Genomic DNA, 18691 nt, shown 5'->3' with positions numbered 1-18691 from the left:
GACTTACATCCATGTAAGAATAAGTAAAAACCGAGTAAAGCTTCCGCGTCCTGCTCACGCCCCTTACCTACATCCATGTAGGCAACAAATAGTTTATCGCCCCTAGGCAGAACCCGAAGGGCAGCGCATGTTTGGCATTTATGCTGCGTTATCGCCTATTTATGGGGAGTACCAAACTTCATAGGCTCTGCCTTGCCTAAAAACCAAACATACTGCTGCAAATTCAACCATCAGAGATCAACACGCCCTAGCATTACCATACGCTACAAAGAGCTAAATAGTTCTTTTAGCCGTAAGGCGTTTACCTTGTTAATAAAAACAAGGTAAATGCATTATTTGCTATGCTGCGGTTATTAACGGTTTTATAGCTCAGGCTCAAGGCGTTTAATTCCTTGTCCGTCAATGCCTAAGTAAATATAGCCATCACTGCCTTGTGCTAAGCTGCGAACGCGGCCTATTCCTTCTAAAATTTTATATTGCTTTGAAACACCTTTGTTAGATATTTCCAGTGCACTTAAAAACGAAAACTTCATAGACGATAGCAAAAGCTTGCCTTTTAATTGCGGGTACTTATCGCTGCTAACCAATAACATGTCAGAAGGGGCGATGGAGGGGGTCCAATGCAGTACGGGCGATTGCATGCCGTCTTTTTCTTGTATGTCGGTAAACGACGTACCGCTGTAATTAACTCCATAACTAACCACCGGCCAGCCATAATTAGCGCCCGCTTTAATTATGTTTAGCTCATCGCCGCCGCGTGGGCCGTGCTCATGAGACCATAACGTTTGTGTTGTTGTATCAAACCACATACCTTGCGGGTTACGGTGTCCGTATGACCAAATAGCGGGTTTAGCGCTTTTTTGATTTACAAACGGGTTATCTTTAGGAATACGGCCATCAGTGTGTAAGCGATAAATTTTACCGCCATCACGGCTTAAGTCTTGCGGGTTTTTATCGCGCGCGCCGCGATCGCCAATAGAAAAGTAAACATAGCCTTGGTTATCAAACACAATACGGCTGCCGTAGTGCTGGCCTTTTGTGCTGTTATGCTCACCTTTATAAAGTAATTGTGTGTTTAAAAGCTCAGTGCGATCGTCACTCAGCTTGGCGCGCATTAGGGCTGTATTACTGCCACTTTTAGCGCCTTGGGTACTTGAGTAAGTTATGTAAAGCCATTGATTATTGTCTGGTCGGCTATGTAGGGCTAAATCGAGTAAACCGCCTTGCCCGTTAGCATCAATTTGTGGCAAACCCGAGAGCTTAGTTAAGGTTGATGATTTTTTAGGCAGCAAATAAAGTGTGCCGCTTCGCTCGGTTATAAGTAAATCACCATTACTTAGCGGCTCAATAGCCCAGGGGATAGTTACTCCTTTAGCCACACTGACGGCTTTTACATTGAGCGGTAACACATCAAGGGTTTTGTAATCAACAGCCGCCACTGGCATTGAAATCAATGCAGCTATTAACGCTGTTGATACTGTTTTAGCAATCGATTTTATAGGGAAAAACACAGTTTTTGTCCTGTTTAATAAGTAAGCAAGTAATGCCTACATTAGCATGCTACTGCTGATTTTGCTAAATGTGGCGATTTAATAAAACTATATATATTTCAATCAACAAGAGTTTATCTACAGTGCTACATAGCTACCTTTAGTATTTAAAACAGCTACTTGTTGCACCTTTATTAAGGCTTTAGTACAGCGCTTTAAATTAGAGGGCTGCGTAAAAATTGCACTAAAAAACTGACTATTTACTCTAATACTATTGAAATTAATTTTTTTGGGCGTACACTTGTGCGCTGAAGTTTGAGCGTACACATGTAAGTTTAAATTCAATATTTAATATCCAAGAGATTAATAGTGATGATTACTAAAGTATTAGACCAATTTTCGAAGTGGTTTTTACACCATCAAAGCTTTGCAGGCTATATTGAGCCCATTATGCAAATGGTTAAGCCTGCGTGGCGTGCAGGTCTATATAGAGCAAAAATTGAAGAGTTAACGCAGTACAATGGTGACTTTTTAAGTATTACCTTAAAGCCTACTCAGCACTGGCAGGCACACATTGCTGGGCAACATATTAGTTTAACGGTAGAAATAAATGGGCGTTTATTAACACGTGTGTTTACGGTTGCCTCAAGCCCTGAGCAATTTAAAAAAACGGGGTTAGTGCGTTTATTAATTAAAACTAATCAGCAAGGGCGTTTTACAAGCCTTTTAAGCAGTGCTTTACGAGTCGGTGAGTGGTGCAATATTTCAGCGCCTAGTGGCGACTTTGTTTATAAAAATTCCCAAAACAATACAACGTTTATAGCAGGCGGCTCGGGTATTACACCTATGCTTGCCATGATTAGTGAGCATTTAAAACATACAACACAAAAAGTATCGTTAATTTATTATGCCAAAGCCGCAGCACACCAATGTGTAGATGAGCTAAGTGCATTAGCAAATCAGTTTTCACATTTTTCATTTTTATTGCTCACTCGCGAGCAATCAGGTGACATTACGCGCCATGTAAATGTGTGGGAAAACCCAGATATTTACTGCTGTGGGCCAGCAAACTTTATGAAAACGGTGAGTGATTTTGCTAAAAAGCACCATTTAAATTATTACCAAGAGGCATTTGGTTTAACACTGCCAAGCCAAAATGACGACAGCCTATTTAACGTACAGATTAATAGCACCGCTCATCTCGTCAATGCTAACAACCCTTTGTTAGTACAGTTTGAGGCAAAACAACTACCAGTTAAACGCGGGTGTGGCATTGGTATTTGCCACCAGTGCCAGTGCATTAAAAAGTCAGGCGTGGTGCGTAATTTAAAAACTGGCGAGCTGAGTGATAGTGGCGAGCAGTTAATTCAACTGTGTGTTAGTCAACCTGTTAGCGACTTGGAGTTACAGCTATGAAAAACATAAACTTTGATCAGTTAGCCCACGATTTAGATAGCATAAAAATGAATACACTAAGCAAAGTAGGGCAACAAGATGCAAACTACATTCGCTCGGTTGTTAAAAAGCAGCGGCTATGTGAGTGGAGTGGGCGTATTTTACTTATGCTGGGCTTTATTCAGCCAATTTTATGGGTTGTAGGTGTGCTGCTATTAGCGGTTGCAAAAATTTTGGACAATATGGAAATTGGCCACAACGTTATGCACGGCCAATACGATTGGATGAACGACAAGCAGCTTAACTCGCAAAACTACGAATGGGATATTGCATGCGATGGCCAAAGTTGGCATCGCGTTCATAACTTTGAGCACCACACCTACACTAATATTATTGGTAAAGACCGCGACTTTGGTTATGGCTTATTGCGTTTAAGCAATGATTTTAAATGGCGGTTAAAAAATGTGTGGCAGTTTATTACGTATATTAATTTAAGTGTGCTGTTTCAGTGGGGGGTGTCGTACCACGAGCTGGCTGCAGAGCGTGTGTTTATAGGTAAAAAGAAAGAAAACCGCGAAGGGGGTGTATCGCATTCTACCCTAAAACAGCGTTTTTTTAGTAAAGGCGCGCGCCAATTAATAAAAGATTATGTGATATTTCCTTTATTGGCAGGGCCTTTGTTTTTATGGGTATTAGCAGGCAACTTACTGGCAAATTTAATCCGTAATTTATGGACCTCAACCATTATTTTTTGTGGCCACTTTACTGAGGACACCGAAACCTTTAAACAAGAAGACTGCATAAACGAAACGCAAGGGCAGTGGTACTATCGCCAAGTGTTAGGCTCATCAAATATCAAAGGCCCGCATTGGTTTCATGTTTTAACTGGGCATTTAAGCTGCCAAATTGAGCATCACTTATTTCCTGATATGCCGTCCTCTCGCTATCAAGAGGTAGCCCCGCAAGTGCAAGCCGTTATGCAAAAGCACGGTATTGATTATCATACAGGTGGTTTTTTTAAACAGTACGGCTCGGTATTAAAACGTATTATTAGGTACTCGTTTAAATAAATAATGTGCCTTTAAAAAGCCGATTAATGAAGATGCATTAATCGGCTTTTTTGTATGTGCTTAGCAATGTGGCTAATTTATAAACAGTAGTTGCAAAAAATTCTTTTTGATAATTAAAAAAGCCTCAGTTTTGCTATGGTTAAACGATGCATGATTGTCATACAATGGAGAAAAATAGACCACACAAGAGAGATTAAAATGGCCGCATTCGGTACTGTGTTTATGCCGCAGATGATTCAAGCTCGTTTTTCAGATAACCAATGGAGCGAAAGCTCAATCGTCCCTTCCGATAAACTTGAACTTCATGCGGGTGCGCACGTTCTTCATTATTCAAGTACGTGTTTTGAAGGCTTAAAAGCGTTTCGCCACGAAGATGGCTCTATTTATATTTTTAGAATAGATGCAAACATTGCGCGTATGCAGCAAAGCTCTGCGTTATTAAGCTTACCAAGCTTTGATGGTCAAATGCTAAAAGACATGATTATCAAAATTGTTAAAGAGTATGCTGATGAAACGCCATTACCACCGGGCTCTATGTACATTCGCCCAACTCACATAGGAACAGAGGCTGCCATTGGTAAAGCGGCTGCACCGTCAATGAGCTCGTTGTTATATACACTTTTATCGCCAGTTGGCGATTACTTTACCGGCGGCGCTACTGCGCTGCGTGTATTACTTGAAGAAGACGGCATGCGCTGTGCCCCGCACATGGGCATGGTAAAAAGTGGCGGTAATTACGCCAGTGCACTTGCACCAATTAGCGCAGCGCGCGAAAAATACCAAGCCGATCAAATTTTGTTTTGCCCAGGCGGCGACGTACAAGAAACAGGTGCTGCTAACTTTATTCTTATTGATGGTAACGAAATTATTACCAAAGCGCTCGATAGCACCTTTTTACATGGCGTAACGCGTAATAGCATTTTAACCATTGCAAAAGATTTAGGCATGACAGTAAGCGAGCGTAACTTTAGCGTTACCGAGCTTTTAGAGCGCGCTGCAAAGCCGGGCACAGAAGCTGCGCTTTCAGGTACTGCTGCGGTGTTAACGCCGGTAGGCACGTTTATTCATAACGATAAAGAATACAAAGTAGGCAGTGGCGAGCCAGGCCCAACAACAGCGCGTTTACGCCAAGCATTGAACGATATCCAATGGGGTAAAAGTGAAGATAAACACAGCTGGTTAACTAAAGTCTAATTAATTTAACCAGTTCACAGTATAAAGCCACCGACTAGGTGGCTTTTGTGTTTTGAGTACTTTTTGAAATGTTGAGCACTTAAAATTTCATTTCTATTTTGCCGTACACGTAACGGCCATTAAATCCGTAGGGCGAAAAGCTTGAATATGCAAACAAGCGAGAAAAAGTAGAGACTTCTTCTACATTTTCGCGGGTTGGATCTGGGTATACATCAAAAATGTTATTGGCACCTAAACTAAGCGTTAGGTTATCGGTAGCGGCATAGGCGACATCTAAATCAGTGATCCACTTAGGTTTTAATACCTCGTTTAGCTCAGGCGTTGACGATGGGTCTTGGGTTTCACCGTAACGCGTAGTTCTTAGTGTGGTACGCAGCGCATCATGGGTCCAAGTAGCGCTTAAATTGTATTTATTGCGCGGGGTGCTTACTTCAAAGCGACGCAGCTCTGTACCTGAGAACAAGTTGTATAGCGTTTAAAAAGGTTACGAATGATTTTTATAAGAAAATAATATAAAAATTAAAATTTGATTTTACCGATAAGTATATCTTTAAACATAACCCAATCTCCCCATAAGCTATAAAATGGGTGCTTAAATGTAGCAGGGCGGTTTTTTTCAAAGAAGAAATGCCCAACCCACGCAAATCCATACCCAATAATCGGTAATAGCCACAGCAAGCTATATTGTTGTTTAATTAAGGCAATAGTAATAACTACAAGCACTAAAGTGCTGCCTATAAAATGTAGGCGTCGGCAGGTTACATTACGGTGCTCTTTTAGGTAGTAGGGGTAAAACGCTTTAAAGGAGTTAAAAGTGTGTGGTGTGTTCATAATCCATGCTCTTATTTTTATAGTTTAATAAATATACAAAGGTTTAATAATCTTTGCAGGTAAATTTTGAGTAAGAAAGCGCAATACACACCAATGCACGTAGTTAAATTTATTGAACTGGCGAAAACAGCCTTTGGTACGTTTTATAAGCGTATTCGTCACTCATGCCGCTTAGGTAATCGCATATTATGCGCATCCCTTGGTTTTGTTTTTCAGCGTCTAGATACAGTGCTTGTGTTGTTTCGGGTAATAAACGCAGTGGGTCGCTGGCAAAAGCGGTAAATAACTCAATTAGTAAGTTTTGACCTTTAAACTCTATCTGCTGCATTTCGGGGTCACGTATTAAGCGCTTAAATACAAAATGCTTTAATATTTGCAAAACGCGCTCGTACTGCGGGTCCAGCTTTGCGGTGTACTTTAAAATAGGGCATTCAAAATCACCATGCTGCACATCTAAATGAATATGAATAATAAACATATTGACCAGCTCGCCTATGGCGTCTTTACGTTCAAAATCGTTTTTTGAAAACAAGCGTTGGGTGAGCGAGTCTAATTTAGTGTTTAACCAATCGTAATTAAGTGCGTTTAAGTGGGGTAATGCATGTGTCTGCCAATCATCTAATGTGAGCACTTTAGTAGCTATGGCATCTTCTAGGTCGTGCACTGCATATGCTATGTCATCGGCATGTTCCATTATGGCGCTATCTAACGATTTATAACGGGTTTTTGCTCGGTACTGATCTACTGGCGTATGGCTTGTTAATAGGGCCTTATCGTTGTTGCTTAAAGGGGCAATGATCCACTCAAATATTTGCGCGTCATCGTGGTATAAGCCTTTAGCGGGGCGCCAATCATCTGCTTTTATAAATGAGCGTACGCTATTTACATCAGGAATTGTGTGCCATAAATCATTTATATAGGCAGGGTATTTTATAAATCCTAGCAAGGTGCGGCGGGTTAGGTTCATGCCGTGGCCATCAGAGTATGGCTCAAGTTTAGCGACTATACGTAGTGTTTGTGCATTTCCTTCAAACCCTCCGTGCTCACGCATCATGTAATTTAAGGCTATTTCGCCGCCATGGCCAAACGGGGGGTGGCCTATATCGTGCGCTAAACATAAGGTTTCTAATAAACCAGTAGAAGGAAAGTGTGTAAAGTCGCTGTGCTGTGCTTTTAAATGCCGTAATATGCCAGTACCAATTTGCGAGACTTCTAACGAGTGGGTTAGGCGTGTACGATAAAAATCGTTTAAGCCTATCCCCATAATTTGGGTTTTTGCTTGTAAGCGCCTAAAAGCTGCAGCATGAATTATACGAGAGCGGTCTACCTGCCAGGGGGAGCGATTATCGTTAGGGCGATTTTTATACTGTTCTATTATTCGGCTTTGCCATTGCTTATCCATACTGCTTACTCACAAAACATTGTTATACACGGTATAAGCTCAGTATACCCATGCCCTAATAAAATGCGAATGAACAAGTACATAACCTGAGCTGGTGGATAATATATTTATCGCAAGCAGCCACTTTAGCATTTTTTAGCAAAGCGCGGCCCTTAAAGGGTTACACACAGGGAGTTATTCGCGTTTATATAGTGGCTTAGGTATAATGGGGTTTCGTATGTGTGTGTATTACCCATGCATAATTGTTGTTTGAAAGAGAGACTACATGCTAAAAACCATTTTAAAGCTGTTACTAAGCGTATTTTTTTTATGGGCGCTTGCATATCCGTTTATGCAAAGTAATGAGCAAGAGGTTGAAGAACAAACCACAGGTGAACAACCTAAAAAAGTAAAGAAAAAAGAAAAACCTCTGCACAATGTTACCTTACCTAAATTTTCTGAATTTGCGGATGTAAAAGAGAAAAAACAGGCATTTTTTGATTTTATTCGCCCACATGTTGAGGCTGAAAATAAAAAAATATTACAGCAACGCGCTAAGTTAGAAATTGCGCGTATGATGCTTGAATACAACGAACCGCTCGAGAAAAAACAACAGCGCGACATCGTTAATATTTTAAAAGCCTATGGCTTACCTGAAACAGTAAACACCCTAATTTTAAGCCAAGCGCTGCGCCGTGTTGATATTATTCCTAAAGAGCTTGCGCTAATGCAAGCGGCGAATGAGTCGGCGTGGGGCACATCGCGCTTTGCACGCATAGGGCTTAACTTTTTTGGCCAATGGTGTTATTCAAAAGGCTGCGGTATGGTGCCAAGACGCCGCAATAGTGGAGCGGCGCACGAAGTTGCTGCATTTAAGTCGGTACGCGCAGCAGTAAGCTCGTATTTTAGAAATATTAACACGCATAACGCCTACAAAGATTTACGCCTGATACGCGAAGACTTACGACAACAGCAAAAGCCCATTGCGGCAACGGCACTAACGCATGGTTTAATGTCGTACTCAGAGCGCGGCGAGGCCTACATAGAAGAGCTAAACACCATGATTAACCAAAACAGAGCTTACTTTGATGAATAAAAAACGACTCATAAATATTAACGCCATACTCATTTTATTAAGTTTGGCGGCAAGTACCGTCAATGCCAAAGAGTTTGTTATGTCGTACGATGGCTTTTACGATAGATTAAAAGTGGTTAACAAGGGCGACTTTCAGTATGCACGAGTTAACTTTTACATTAGCGATATTGCCACAAACGAGGCGTGCGCTATTAAAAGCGGCACAATTTTAACTGAAAATAACGAATACCCGCTCAACTTTACCGATAAGGCACAGTTACTTTTACCGTTTGATAAGCAGCTCGATACGGATAAAGCCGTTATTGTTGTAGAGCCACAAAATCCTGATCACGATTGTCAGTTAAAATTGCAAATTGAGGCCAGTGAGTTTGAAGGGCTTAGCTTAACTAAAGATTCGTTGTACACAATTAATAACGAGTTAGATGAACTTTTAACCGATTTATCGGGCTTTTTTGTTAGTAAGCTTATGTGGTTTTTATTGCCTGAGCAAAAAGGCGTTGCTGTAACATTTAAAGAGCCTGTGACCTTTAATAACCCACATATACAGTGCGAAAAATTAATCTGCTACTTTGCAGTACAGGATAACTGGGAAGGTGACGTAAATCTGCTCGGCAATGTAGAAAATGTAGTCAAAGTAACCCCGTGGATAGCAAAATAAGTTATACCAATCCGCATAATTAAATGATTAAGTATTATTGCAGATTGGTATTACTGGGGGTTAATAAAAACGGCGCTTAAATAGCGCCGTTTTTTATGCGTTATTTTGGCAGTGGTTGGGTTGAGTCACGTTTTATAAGGGTGGGTTCAAACACGCGGTTTATGTGTAAGTTTTTATGCTGATACACATCTTGTAGCACCATTTTAGCAGCCATTTCACCCATTTCTTCCACTGGGTTATCTATGGTAGTTAGCGTAGGGTAAAGGTAGTTGGCAAATATAACGTTATCAAAGCCTATAACCGATAAATCCTCTGGTAAATTAAAGCCATGCTCTCGGGCGTATTTCATAGCACCTGATGCCATTTCATCGTTGGCACACACTAAAGCACTAAACGGAATACGCGTGTTGAGTAGTTTTTCAAGGCCTTTGCTGCCGCCAATTTCGTTAAAATCACCTTCGTAAAACAGCGCCTCATTAAAGGGGATGTTTTTTTCGTGCAGCGCTTTTTTATGTCCTTTTAAACGGTTTCTGGCATCGGCTTTAACTTGCGGCCCCGCAATATAAGCAATATTTGTGTGGCCTTGTTCAACAATAGATTTACTGGCTAAGTAGCCGCCGAGTTCGTTATCTAGGCTAATGCAGTTACTTTCAAGTGAATGTACGTATCGGTTAATAAGGTAAATAGGGGTTTTACCTTTACTTAGCTCAATTAAGTAGTCATCACTGACTGACTCTACATGTAAAATGAGTGCATCGCATTTGCGGCTAATTAAAAATTCAATGCCTTCTTTTTCTTTATCGTCTTCACTGTGGCCGGTGGTAATAATAACGTGCTTACCCGCGGCGCGCAGGGCTGACTCTATGCCTGCCATCATTTGAGCAAAGAAAGGACCATGAAGCTCTGATACCAAAATACCCACGCTGTTGGTTCTGTTAGAGGCAAGCGATTGCGCAATAGAATTGGGCTTATAGCCCAGCTGCTGCATTGCATCGAGTACTTTTTTAGTGGTTTTTTCACTTACGCGGGTGTTTTTATTCATTACCCGTGACACTGTAGCTAACGATACGCCAGCAAGCTCCGACACTTCATAAATTGTGGCCATGTTATTGTTAACTCACTTATATCCTTTATTTTGGCGGGCAAATAATACCGTACCCACCAAATGTTAACTAGCACTAGTTTTTAGCGATGCCTGTATAGAGGCTAACTGTGCGTTATTGAGCGTGTATTTACGCATAATAAATGCAACAAACAAAGAACCAAACGCCGGTATAATAGTAAACGATAATAAAATACCCTGTTGCGTATCAAGGCTCTGCATTGTTTGCGCTTGGTAATTATAAAAAGACAGCAGCCAGCCTGCAATTGCACCGCCTAACGCCACACCCATTTTTATAAAAAATATAACGCCCGAATACACTAGGCCAGTAATTCTTACCCCAGTTTTGTGGTGCCCGTAGTCTATGGTGTCGGCCATTTTTGCCCACAGTAGCGGGGTGGCCATATCTAAAAAAAACTTCCACAAAATAAAGGCGGCAAATGCCAAGGTAATGTTATCAGGGGAGATAAAATAGCTCGCAATACATATGCCCGCAGCGATTAACTGCAAACTAATATAGGCTTTTATTTTACAAAATCGCTTAGCCAACGCCTGAGCACACGCACACCCAACCATACTGGCAACCACTCCTAGGGTCATAAAAGAGGTAATTAAATCTTCTTGCCCTAAATAGTATTTAACGTAATAAACACCTAAGGTTAAACGTAATACTTGGCCAGTGAGTAAAAATAGCGCGGCAGCGCACAGGACTCGCCATTGATCGTTTTTAATTAAGGTTTTTAGACTTTTAAACAACGACAGATTTTGCTCAGGCGGTTGCTCTACGCGCTCTTTAGTACCAAAAAAACACAGTAAAAATAACACTAAGCCAAGCAAACTCATTGCCGTCATGGTGTATTGGTAACCTTTGGCGTTATCGCCTTGGCCAAAGTATTCAACCATTGGCATTGTACAGCCCGCAACAATAACGCCGCCTAACATACCAAACACAAAACGATACGATTGCACGCTAACACGCTCTTTTACATCGCTTGTGAGCACGCCACCTAATGAGCAATAAGGAATATTTATGGCGGTATACGCCACCATAAGCAAGGTGTAGGTAGTAAAGGCGTAAATAATTTTATCGGTGCCTTCAAGCTCTGGCGTGGTAAAAGCTAAAATACTAATAAGCGCAAAGGGCAAGGCAAGCCACAATAAATAGGGCCTAAAATGGCCAAAGCGCGACTGAGTTTTATCGGCTAAGTTGCCCATAACTGGGTCGGTGATGGCATCAAATAACCTAACCACTAAAAATAGGGTGCCTACCACCGCTGGAGAAAGCCCTACTACATCTGTATAGTAAAGCATTAAAAACATCATAACTGTTTGAAAAATAATATTACTTGCCGTATCGCCAAGGCCATAGGCTATTTTTTCTTTTACACTTATCATGATGTTAGGTTCTCGCTTTTTGATTTTTATTTATGCGATTAGTCGAATAGCTTTTATTGGCTATTTACGGCTTTGTATCAAGCTTTTATAAGCTTGGCCACTGGCTTTTATAGTACGTTGCTGAGTTTTATAATCAACGTAAACAATGCCAAAGCGTTTTAAGTAGCCCTCAGCCCATTCAAAATTATCCATTAAGCTCCACGCAAAGTAACCAATAATATTAACCCCTTGCGCTGTGGCATCGTGCACAGCATTTAAGTGGCTATGATAATAGTTTAGGCGATCTACATCGTTTACCTCGCCATTTTTAATGGTGTCGGGCATAGCTGCGCCGTTCTCGGTAATATAAATAGGCGGTAAGGTGTAAGTGTTGTTAAGCGTTACAAGTAAGTCGGTGAACGACTGCGGGTAAATTTCCCAGCCCATGTCGGTTAAAGGCCCTTGTGGATCAAGTGGCTCGTATATATCGCTAGGATGCGCTTTGTATACTTGGCGCGTATAAAAATTAATGCCTAAGTAATCAATAGATTGTGAAATTATGTCCATATCGCCTGGGTGGATTTCAGGCTGCTGATTGCTAGGAAGCTGTTTTATAATTTCTGGGTATTGGCCATCCATTATTGGTTTCATATACCATTGATTTAAATAATCATCGGCGTAGCGAGCTGCGTTTATATCCTCTGCTGACTGCGTTAATGGGTAGCAAGGTGTAAAATTAAGCACAATACCATTTTGAGTATTAGGCGAGGTTTGCTTTAACACATCCATTGCCAAACCATGAGCAAGCAATAAATGGTGCGCCGCTTTTTTACCGTACTCTTTGCCCACTAAACCTGGGGCATGTATGCCTACTTCGTAGCCTAAAAAGGCACTGCAAAATGGCTCATTTAGGGTCGCGTACGAAAATACCCGCTCGCCAAATGCTTGGCTAATAAGCTTTACATACCGAGCAAATTCATAAGCTGTGTCGCGATTTAACCAGCCGCCTTTGTCTTCTAAATGTTGAGGTAAATCCCAGTGATATAGCGTTACAAACGCTTTAATGTTGCGCTTATTAAGCTCATCAAGAATATTAGTATAAAACTTTACGCCCTCAGGGTTTAGCTCACCCGATAAGGTGATTACTCGCGGCCAAGAGATAGAAAGTCTATATGCATCTACGCCAAGCGAGTCTATTAATTCAATATCGTTTTGCCACTGATTGTAATGATCGCAGGCAACATGCCCATTTGAGCTGTCGGCTATTTTGTTGGGTGTATCGCAAAAGGTATCCCATATACAGGGTAGGCGATGCTCATACCCGCCTTCAATTTGAAATGATGCCGTAGCCACACCATAAACAAAGTTTTTTGTTAATAGAGGTGAATGAGATGGTAACGATAATTTTGTCATTAGTAACAAACCTTTTTAAACCTTAAATGCATAAATAGCCACTGTATTTACTGCGATGAAGCGTAAGAGCGCGTTTATAAAAAAATAAAACTTGTTGAAATATGTTACAGGTTCGTATTTAATTACACGTGAAAGCGCTTACATTTTTAGATTAGTGTTAATTGATACGAAGGTCAACTCTTTAATGTTGCTGGGTTACACGGCAATTTTTAATAACGACTTTTGTATTAGGGCGCATTGATCTTTGATGGTTGAATTTGCAGCTGTATGTTTGGTTTTAGGCAAGGCAGAGCCTATGAAGTGTGGTTATTCCCCATAAATAGGCGATAACGCAGCATAAATGCCAAACATGCGTTGCCCTTCGGGTTCTTTCTAGGGACGATTAACTCTTTGTTGCTTGGTTTTTACTTAGCCCGCTAGGTTACAAACCTCGCGCCGCGATTTAATCTCCCCTAGATTGAACAAATTTCAATCCGCAAAGAACAACACGCCCTAATTTATAATAATAAATTGCGGAGAGCCTATGGCCAGTTCAGCACCACTGACGACACACACACAGTCGCAAAACTACCAAGATAAAAACTATGGTTTTGCATTAACGTCTTTAACTACTTTATTCTTTATGTGGGGATTTATTACCTGCTTAAACGATATTTTAATTCCGCATTTAAAAGCGGTGTTTAACTTAACTTATGTCCAAGCAATGCTGGTTCAGTTTTGTTTTTTTGGGGCTTATTTTTTAATGTCATTGCCAAGTGGCCATATAGTTAAAAAATTAGGTTACAAAAAAGGCATTGTAGCGGGGTTACTTATAGCAGCATTGGGTTGTGTGCTTTTTTACCCGGCTGCGGCGCTACATAATTACCCAGTATTTTTGTTTGCTTTATTTGTTCTGGCAAGCGGTATTACCCTGTTGCAGGTTTCGGCTAACCCTTATGTGAGTTTACTTGGCGCCCCTCAAACAGCGTCTTCTCGTCTTACCTTAACGCAAGCATTTAATGCGCTTGGCACTACGGTTGCTCCTACATTTGGTGCATTTTTGATTCTTGACTCTGCCTCTGAGGCGTTTTTAACACCGGCACAAAACGCAGAATCAGTACAACTTCCTTATTTACTATTAGCTGGCATGCTTATTTTACTCGCTGCTATTTTTGCATGGCTTAAATTGCCAGACATAATGAGTGAGCAAAAAGAAGCCGCACAAAAGTCAGAGACAATAGAGGGCAGTGCATGGCAATACCGCCACCTTACACTCGGTGCTGTCGGTATTTTTATGTATGTAGGTGCAGAAGTTGCCATTGGCAGTTTTTTAGTTAGCTTTTTAGCGCAAGAAAATATTGCCGGTTTAAAAGAACATGTGGCTGCTCATTACATCACCTATTATTTTGGTGGTGCTATGGTAGGGCGTTTCATTGGTGCAGCTGTAATGCAAAAATTACCCGCTGGCAAAGTACTTGGCTTTAATGCAACTATGGCTATTATTTTAGTGGTTATAGCCATGAGCACGTCGGGTCAATTAGCAATGTGGTCAATCCTACTGGTTGGATTATTTAATTCTATTATGTTCCCTACTATTTTTAGTTTAGCGCTAAATGGTCTGGGTAAGCATACCGCGCAAGGCTCTGGCATATTGTGTTTGGCGATTGTAGGGGGGGCAATTGTGCCACTTTTACAAGGTGCGCTTGCTGATAATGTGGGTGTTCAGCTTTCGTATGTTTTACCAATTTTTTGTTACTTATTTATCGCGTTTTATGGTTTAAGCGGAAGCAAACCAGTTCAAGTTCAGGAGACTCTATAATGAAAACCCCTTTTTCACTTAACAAAATAGCACGTGCCTCATTAATTGCATCAGTAGGCATTTTATCGGCTTGTTCAAATGACGCGACAACAACTCCTGAGGCGAATAATGGGGTGTCTAAAACAGCGCAAATTTGGCCAAAACTTAATATTGCCGTAAAACAAGACCCACAAATTGAAGCCAAAATAGCAGATTATTTAAAAACAATGACGCTTGAGCAAAAAGTAGCTCAAATGATTCAACCAGAAATTCGCGATATTACCGTTGAAGACATGCGCAAATATGGCTTTGGCTCATACCTAAACGGGGGAGGAGCGTTTCCTAATGGTGATAAACACGCAACCCCCATGGATTGGGTAAAATTGGCTGAAGATTTTTATCAGGCGTCGGTAGATGATTCTATCGATGGCAGTAAAATACCCACAATGTGGGGTACCGATGCTGTGCATGGTCACAATAATGTAATTGGCGCGACTTTATTTCCGCATAATATTGGTTTAGGTGCGGCAAATAACCCTGCATTGATTGAGCAAATAGCAGCTATCACTGCGGTTGAAGTAATGGCAACGGGTATAGATTGGGTATTTGCACCTACAGTGGCTGTTGTGCGCGACGACCGCTGGGGCAGAACCTATGAAGGTTATTCAGAAGACCCTCGCATTGTACGCGATTATTCAGCTGCAATTGTAAATGGTTTACAGGGCAAGGCCGATGGCGATTTTTTAAGTGATAAACGTGTTATTAGTACTGTTAAACACTTTTTAGGTGATGGCGGCACAGTCGATGGCGATGACCAAGGTAATAATATCGACAGCGAGCAAGATTTGTTTGATATACATGCGCAAGGTTATGTAGGAGGCTTATCGGCGGGGAGTCAGTCGGTTATGGCATCGTTTAATAGCTGGCATGGAGTTAAAAACCACGGCAACAAATACCTGTTAACCGACGTGCTTAAAACCCGCATGGGCTTTGATGGTTTTGTTGTAGGTGATTGGAACGGCCATGGCCAAATTAAAGGCTGTACAAACGAAAGTTGTGCACAGGCTGTTAACGCGGGGCTTGATATTTTTATGGTGCCAACTGGCGCTTGGAAGCCATTGTACGAAAACACCATAGCGCAAGTGAAAGCTGGCGAAATCAGCATGTCGCGTATTGATGATGCAGTAAGTAGAATTTTACGCGTTAAATTACGTGCCGGTTTATTTGATAAGCCAAGCCCGGCTAAACGTCAGTTTTCGGGTAAAACTGAGCTAATTGGTGCTCAGCAGCACCGCGAAGTTGCGCGTCAAGCAGTACGCGAATCACTTGTTTTACTTAAAAACAAAAACAATATTTTGCCTCTTGATGCAAACCAAACTGTATTAATTGCTGGCGATGGAGCTGATAACATAGGTAAGCAGTCGGGTGGTTGGAGTATCACTTGGCAAGGGACTAATAATAAAAATGCTGATTTTCCTGGTGCCACATCTATTTATGCAGGCCTTGAAAAACAAATTACGCAGGCGGGTGGTCGTGCCATTTTAAGTGTGGATGGCTCATATGAACAGCGCCCAGATGTAGCTGTTGTGGTATTTGGTGAAGAGCCTTATGCAGAAGGGCATGGTGATAGAGATAACCTAGAATTTGAGCGCGGTAATAAAAAATCGCTCGCATTATTAAAGTCGTTAAAGGCACAAGGTATACCCGTTGTATCGGTATTTATTTCGGGTCGTCCTATGTGGGTTAACAGCGAGCTCAATGCCTCTGATGCATTTGTTGCAGCGTGGCTGCCTGGTACAGAGGGTGGCGGTATTGCCGATGTTATTTTAAAAGCCAAAGATGGCAGTATTCAGCATAACTTTAGCGGTAAGCTTTCGTTTTCGTGGCCTAAAACAGCAGTACAAGCAACGGTTAATAAAGGCGATGACGATTACAGCCCTCTATTACCGTACGGTTTTGGCTTAACGTACGGCGATAAAAATGTTTTAGCTGATAACTTAAATGAAGAGTCTAACTTGGATAATTCGGCGCTAACTAGTATGGATATTTTAGTTGGCGCACCGGTTGCTCCATGGCGTTTATTACTTAAATCTGGCGATGAACTATTAGATGTATCAAGTAGTACTCATCAACTGGGTGCACTTAAATACCGTACTGAGGATAAAACAGTTCAAGAAGACGCGCGCCAATTTAGTTTTAGTGGCGAGCAAAAGGCAAGTGCTGAAATAGTCACAAGTTTTGCTGAAGATACCATTACGTATTTAGAGGCTAATGGCGTGATTAGTTTTGATATTAAACTCAATGAACCACTAACCGATGACGTAAACCTTGCTATGACTTGTTCAGGTGAGTGTGGTGGTGCGATTGCCTTGAGTAAAATGGTTGATCAAACAATCGCAAATAAATGGCAGTCGGTGTCGGTAGACTTACGTTGTTTTGCTAACCAAGGTGTAGACTTTGCAAGCCTTACAAGCCCGTTCAGTTTACATGCAAGCAGCAAGACCTCAGTGTCGGTAGCAAACATTCAGTTTGTGCCAAATAAGGCAGACTCTGCTGGGCTTAAATGTCAGTAATCATTTTGTTTTAGTGTGTATGTCAAAGCCCTTCAATTGAAGGGCTTTTTTTATGTGCATACGGATTTTTTACTTATAAACGGGTTTTGTGCAGATTCATATATGACTTTGTCGCGTCCTGTGGTTTTAGCAATATACAAGCGCTTATCTGCCGCACTAAGTAGCGATTTAAAAGAGCTTGTGTGCGTATTGCTGCATGCAACCCCTGCGCTTATTTTTAAACAAATGGTGTTGTCGAAATAGCTAAAAGGCTTATTTTTAATGTTTTTCCTTAGGGTGTTTGCCGCGCTCTGCGCCTCATTTAACGTACAGTGGCTAAGTAAAATAGCAAACTCTTCGCCGCCAACACGCGCGGTAACCGCGCTCTTAGAAAAAAGTGCTGCAATATGCTGTGCAATCCATTTTATTGCTTCATCGCCTGCATCGTGCCCATATTCATCGTTAACACGCTTAAAAAAGTCTATATCGACCATGATTATGCTAATAGGGTGTTCGGCATTATTTTTACTAAATAACGTATTGGCAATTGCATTTAAGCCGTGTTTATTTAATAGCTGGGTTAATGGATCGCGATTAGCGAGTGAGTTGAGCGTATGCTCTGTATTGGCAAACACTAAAAAAGGCAGCAATAGGGCGGCGCTGGTGGCAAGCATTAAGTGCACGCTCAAAGTAAATTGCAAAACAGAGGTAAAGTTAAAGTTTATCGCAGTAACAAACGGCAACAGTAATAAAACTCCCTGTATTAGCATAACGAGCGCATGCAGTAATAGGCAAAGCAATAACATACGTTGTTGTAATTTTGCTATAAAGCGGGCGTTTAAAACAATATACGAAGCATACACAAATAACCCTGCCACAGTTAAACTGACCAATATTTGCTCTGCTGCAGTGTTGTAAACTGCGAGTAAAAATACCGCAGCCACAATGAGTAAAGAGCTAACTTGCCTGCATATGCCTTTATTTAACGGATTGAGTGCTTTTAATCCCATAATTAAAAAAAGTGGGCAAGCAATAATAAATAGACTGGCAAAATAATGGGTAATAAACGGCCATGCAATGATCACGCGTAAGCTTGCGCATAGAATGGCGAATGTAAAGGTGACACAAGCAAGGCCCAAATATAAAAAGCTTGTTTGTTTTTTATATTGATAAATAGAGACAAAATACAGCCCGATTATAAGGTTTAAAATAAAAGAAAGGCTTATAACGGTTGGTAAGTGCAGCATAGAAAAGTTCTTTTATTATTAAATGGCTACTTTAAATTATGGCGAGATACTAAGGCTTACATTGATTACAACAGCTTAGCTTTAAGTAGTATTTTATAACCTTTGTAAGGT

General features: G+C 41.1%; 14 protein-coding genes and 1 pseudogene. 7 read left to right on the top strand and 8 right to left on the bottom strand.

The window, feature by feature from the left end; all coding sequences use genetic code 11:
* Positions 1-362: 362 nt before the first annotated feature.
* Positions 363-1445 carry a PQQ-dependent sugar dehydrogenase gene (locus AN391_RS05225; RefSeq protein WP_235576471.1) on the bottom strand — a complete coding sequence of 361 codons (1083 nt, stop codon included), beginning with the start codon at positions 1443-1445 and terminating at the stop codon, positions 363-365.
* Positions 1446-1862: 417 nt separating this feature from the next.
* Between AN391_RS05225 and AN391_RS05215 the strand changes: the two genes are divergently transcribed.
* The 3 genes from AN391_RS05215 to AN391_RS05205 all read left to right on the top strand — a co-directional run bounded on the left by AN391_RS05215 (position 1863) and on the right by AN391_RS05205 (position 5149).
* On the top strand, positions 1863-2906 hold the full coding sequence (locus AN391_RS05215; RefSeq protein WP_055014403.1) for a flavin reductase family protein: 1044 nt from the start codon (positions 1863-1865) through the stop codon (positions 2904-2906).
* On the top strand, positions 2903-3955 hold the full coding sequence (locus tag AN391_RS05210) for an acyl-CoA desaturase (protein WP_055014402.1): 1053 nt from the start codon (positions 2903-2905) through the stop codon (positions 3953-3955). The genes AN391_RS05215 and AN391_RS05210 overlap by 4 nt, the downstream gene beginning before the upstream one ends.
* A 150-nt stretch (positions 3956-4105) precedes the next feature.
* Complete coding sequence (locus AN391_RS05205; protein WP_082429300.1) at positions 4106-5149, top strand: branched-chain amino acid aminotransferase; 1044 nt, start codon at positions 4106-4108, stop codon at positions 5147-5149.
* A 79-nt stretch (positions 5150-5228) separates the two neighbouring features.
* On the opposite strand, the pseudogene AN391_RS05200 reads toward AN391_RS05205, so the two are convergent.
* From AN391_RS05200 to AN391_RS05190, 3 genes and pseudogenes are all read right to left on the bottom strand, one after another.
* Positions 5229-5615, bottom strand: a pseudogene (locus AN391_RS05200) (TonB-dependent receptor domain-containing protein); the annotation flags it as partial.
* 53 nt (positions 5616-5668) lie between these two features.
* Complete coding sequence (locus AN391_RS05195; protein ID WP_055014399.1) at positions 5669-5980, bottom strand: DUF962 domain-containing protein; 312 nt, start codon at positions 5978-5980, stop codon at positions 5669-5671.
* 109 nt (positions 5981-6089) lie between these two features.
* Positions 6090-7382, bottom strand: a complete 1293-nt coding sequence (locus tag AN391_RS05190; protein WP_055014398.1) for an anti-phage deoxyguanosine triphosphatase — start codon at positions 7380-7382, stop codon at positions 6090-6092.
* 265 nt (positions 7383-7647) lie between these two features.
* Here AN391_RS05190 and AN391_RS05185 point away from each other — a divergent pair, with 265 nt between their 5' ends.
* Both AN391_RS05185 and AN391_RS05180 read left to right on the top strand, forming a co-directional pair.
* Complete coding sequence (locus AN391_RS05185; protein WP_029772709.1) at positions 7648-8457, top strand: glucosaminidase domain-containing protein; 810 nt, start codon at positions 7648-7650, stop codon at positions 8455-8457.
* Complete coding sequence (locus tag AN391_RS05180) at positions 8450-9115, top strand: DUF2987 domain-containing protein (RefSeq protein WP_055014397.1); 666 nt, start codon at positions 8450-8452, stop codon at positions 9113-9115. Before AN391_RS05185 ends, AN391_RS05180 begins: the two co-directional genes overlap by 8 nt.
* A gap of 100 nt (positions 9116-9215) precedes the next feature.
* Here AN391_RS05180 and AN391_RS05175 read toward each other — a convergent pair whose 3' ends face one another.
* From AN391_RS05175 to AN391_RS05165, 3 genes are all read right to left on the bottom strand, one after another.
* Positions 9216-10220 carry a LacI family DNA-binding transcriptional regulator gene (locus tag AN391_RS05175; protein ID WP_055014396.1) on the bottom strand — a complete coding sequence of 335 codons (1005 nt, stop codon included), beginning with the start codon at positions 10218-10220 and terminating at the stop codon, positions 9216-9218.
* 63 nt (positions 10221-10283) lie between these two features.
* The gene (locus AN391_RS05170) at positions 10284-11612 is read right to left on the bottom strand and encodes a glycoside-pentoside-hexuronide (GPH):cation symporter (protein ID WP_055014395.1); all 1329 of its coding nucleotides are present in this window, start codon (positions 11610-11612) and stop codon (positions 10284-10286) included.
* A 60-nt stretch (positions 11613-11672) separates the two neighbouring features.
* Positions 11673-13004 carry a GH1 family beta-glucosidase gene (locus tag AN391_RS05165; protein ID WP_055014394.1) on the bottom strand — a complete coding sequence of 444 codons (1332 nt, stop codon included), beginning with the start codon at positions 13002-13004 and terminating at the stop codon, positions 11673-11675.
* 523 nt (positions 13005-13527) lie between these two features.
* On the opposite strand from AN391_RS05165, the gene AN391_RS05160 reads away from it, so the two are divergent.
* Together AN391_RS05160 and AN391_RS05155 are read left to right on the top strand one after the other, a co-directional pair.
* Positions 13528-14802 (top strand): sugar MFS transporter, encoded by a 1275-nt coding sequence (locus AN391_RS05160; protein WP_055014393.1) that lies wholly within the window; start codon positions 13528-13530, stop codon positions 14800-14802.
* Positions 14802-17354, top strand: a complete 2553-nt coding sequence (locus AN391_RS05155; RefSeq protein WP_055014392.1) for an exo 1,3/1,4-beta-D-glucan glucohydrolase — start codon at positions 14802-14804, stop codon at positions 17352-17354. The genes AN391_RS05160 and AN391_RS05155 overlap by 1 nt, the downstream gene beginning before the upstream one ends.
* Positions 17355-17404: 50 nt before the next feature.
* Here the strand turns inward: AN391_RS05155 and AN391_RS05150 are convergent, their stop codons facing one another.
* A complete protein-coding gene (locus tag AN391_RS05150; RefSeq protein WP_055014391.1) occupies positions 17405-18580 on the bottom strand; it encodes a GGDEF domain-containing protein in 1176 nt (391 codons plus the stop codon).
* Positions 18581-18691 lie beyond the last annotated feature (111 nt).

This window comes from Pseudoalteromonas sp. P1-13-1a, from assembly GCF_001401875.1.
Classification (GTDB): Bacteria; Pseudomonadota; Gammaproteobacteria; order Enterobacterales; family Alteromonadaceae; genus Pseudoalteromonas.
Note: the sequence above shows the minus strand (reverse complement) of the source record. Positions and strands in the feature narration are given on the sequence as shown.

What these genes read in the sequence shown, in the direction of transcription:
- AN391_RS05225 (WP_235576471.1), bottom strand. Translation starts at nt 1,445, where the DNA reads ATGCCAGTGGCGGCTGTTGATTACAAAACCCTTGATGTGTTACCGCTC.
- AN391_RS05215 (WP_055014403.1), top strand. Translation starts at nt 1,863, where the DNA reads ATGATTACTAAAGTATTAGACCAATTTTCGAAGTGGTTTTTACACCAT.
- AN391_RS05210 (WP_055014402.1), top strand. Translation starts at nt 2,903, where the DNA reads ATGAAAAACATAAACTTTGATCAGTTAGCCCACGATTTAGATAGCATA.
- AN391_RS05205 (WP_082429300.1), top strand. Translation starts at nt 4,106, where the DNA reads ATGATTGTCATACAATGGAGAAAAATAGACCACACAAGAGAGATTAAA.
- AN391_RS05195 (WP_055014399.1), bottom strand. Translation starts at nt 5,980, where the DNA reads ATGAACACACCACACACTTTTAACTCCTTTAAAGCGTTTTACCCCTAC.
- AN391_RS05190 (WP_055014398.1), bottom strand. Translation starts at nt 7,382, where the DNA reads ATGGATAAGCAATGGCAAAGCCGAATAATAGAACAGTATAAAAATCGC.
- AN391_RS05185 (WP_029772709.1), top strand. Translation starts at nt 7,648, where the DNA reads ATGCTAAAAACCATTTTAAAGCTGTTACTAAGCGTATTTTTTTTATGG.
- AN391_RS05180 (WP_055014397.1), top strand. Translation starts at nt 8,450, where the DNA reads ATGAATAAAAAACGACTCATAAATATTAACGCCATACTCATTTTATTA.
- AN391_RS05175 (WP_055014396.1), bottom strand. Translation starts at nt 10,220, where the DNA reads ATGGCCACAATTTATGAAGTGTCGGAGCTTGCTGGCGTATCGTTAGCT.
- AN391_RS05170 (WP_055014395.1), bottom strand. Translation starts at nt 11,612, where the DNA reads ATGATAAGTGTAAAAGAAAAAATAGCCTATGGCCTTGGCGATACGGCA.
- AN391_RS05165 (WP_055014394.1), bottom strand. Translation starts at nt 13,004, where the DNA reads ATGACAAAATTATCGTTACCATCTCATTCACCTCTATTAACAAAAAAC.
- AN391_RS05160 (WP_055014393.1), top strand. Translation starts at nt 13,528, where the DNA reads ATGGCCAGTTCAGCACCACTGACGACACACACACAGTCGCAAAACTAC.
- AN391_RS05155 (WP_055014392.1), top strand. Translation starts at nt 14,802, where the DNA reads ATGAAAACCCCTTTTTCACTTAACAAAATAGCACGTGCCTCATTAATT.
- AN391_RS05150 (WP_055014391.1), bottom strand. Translation starts at nt 18,580, where the DNA reads ATGCTGCACTTACCAACCGTTATAAGCCTTTCTTTTATTTTAAACCTT.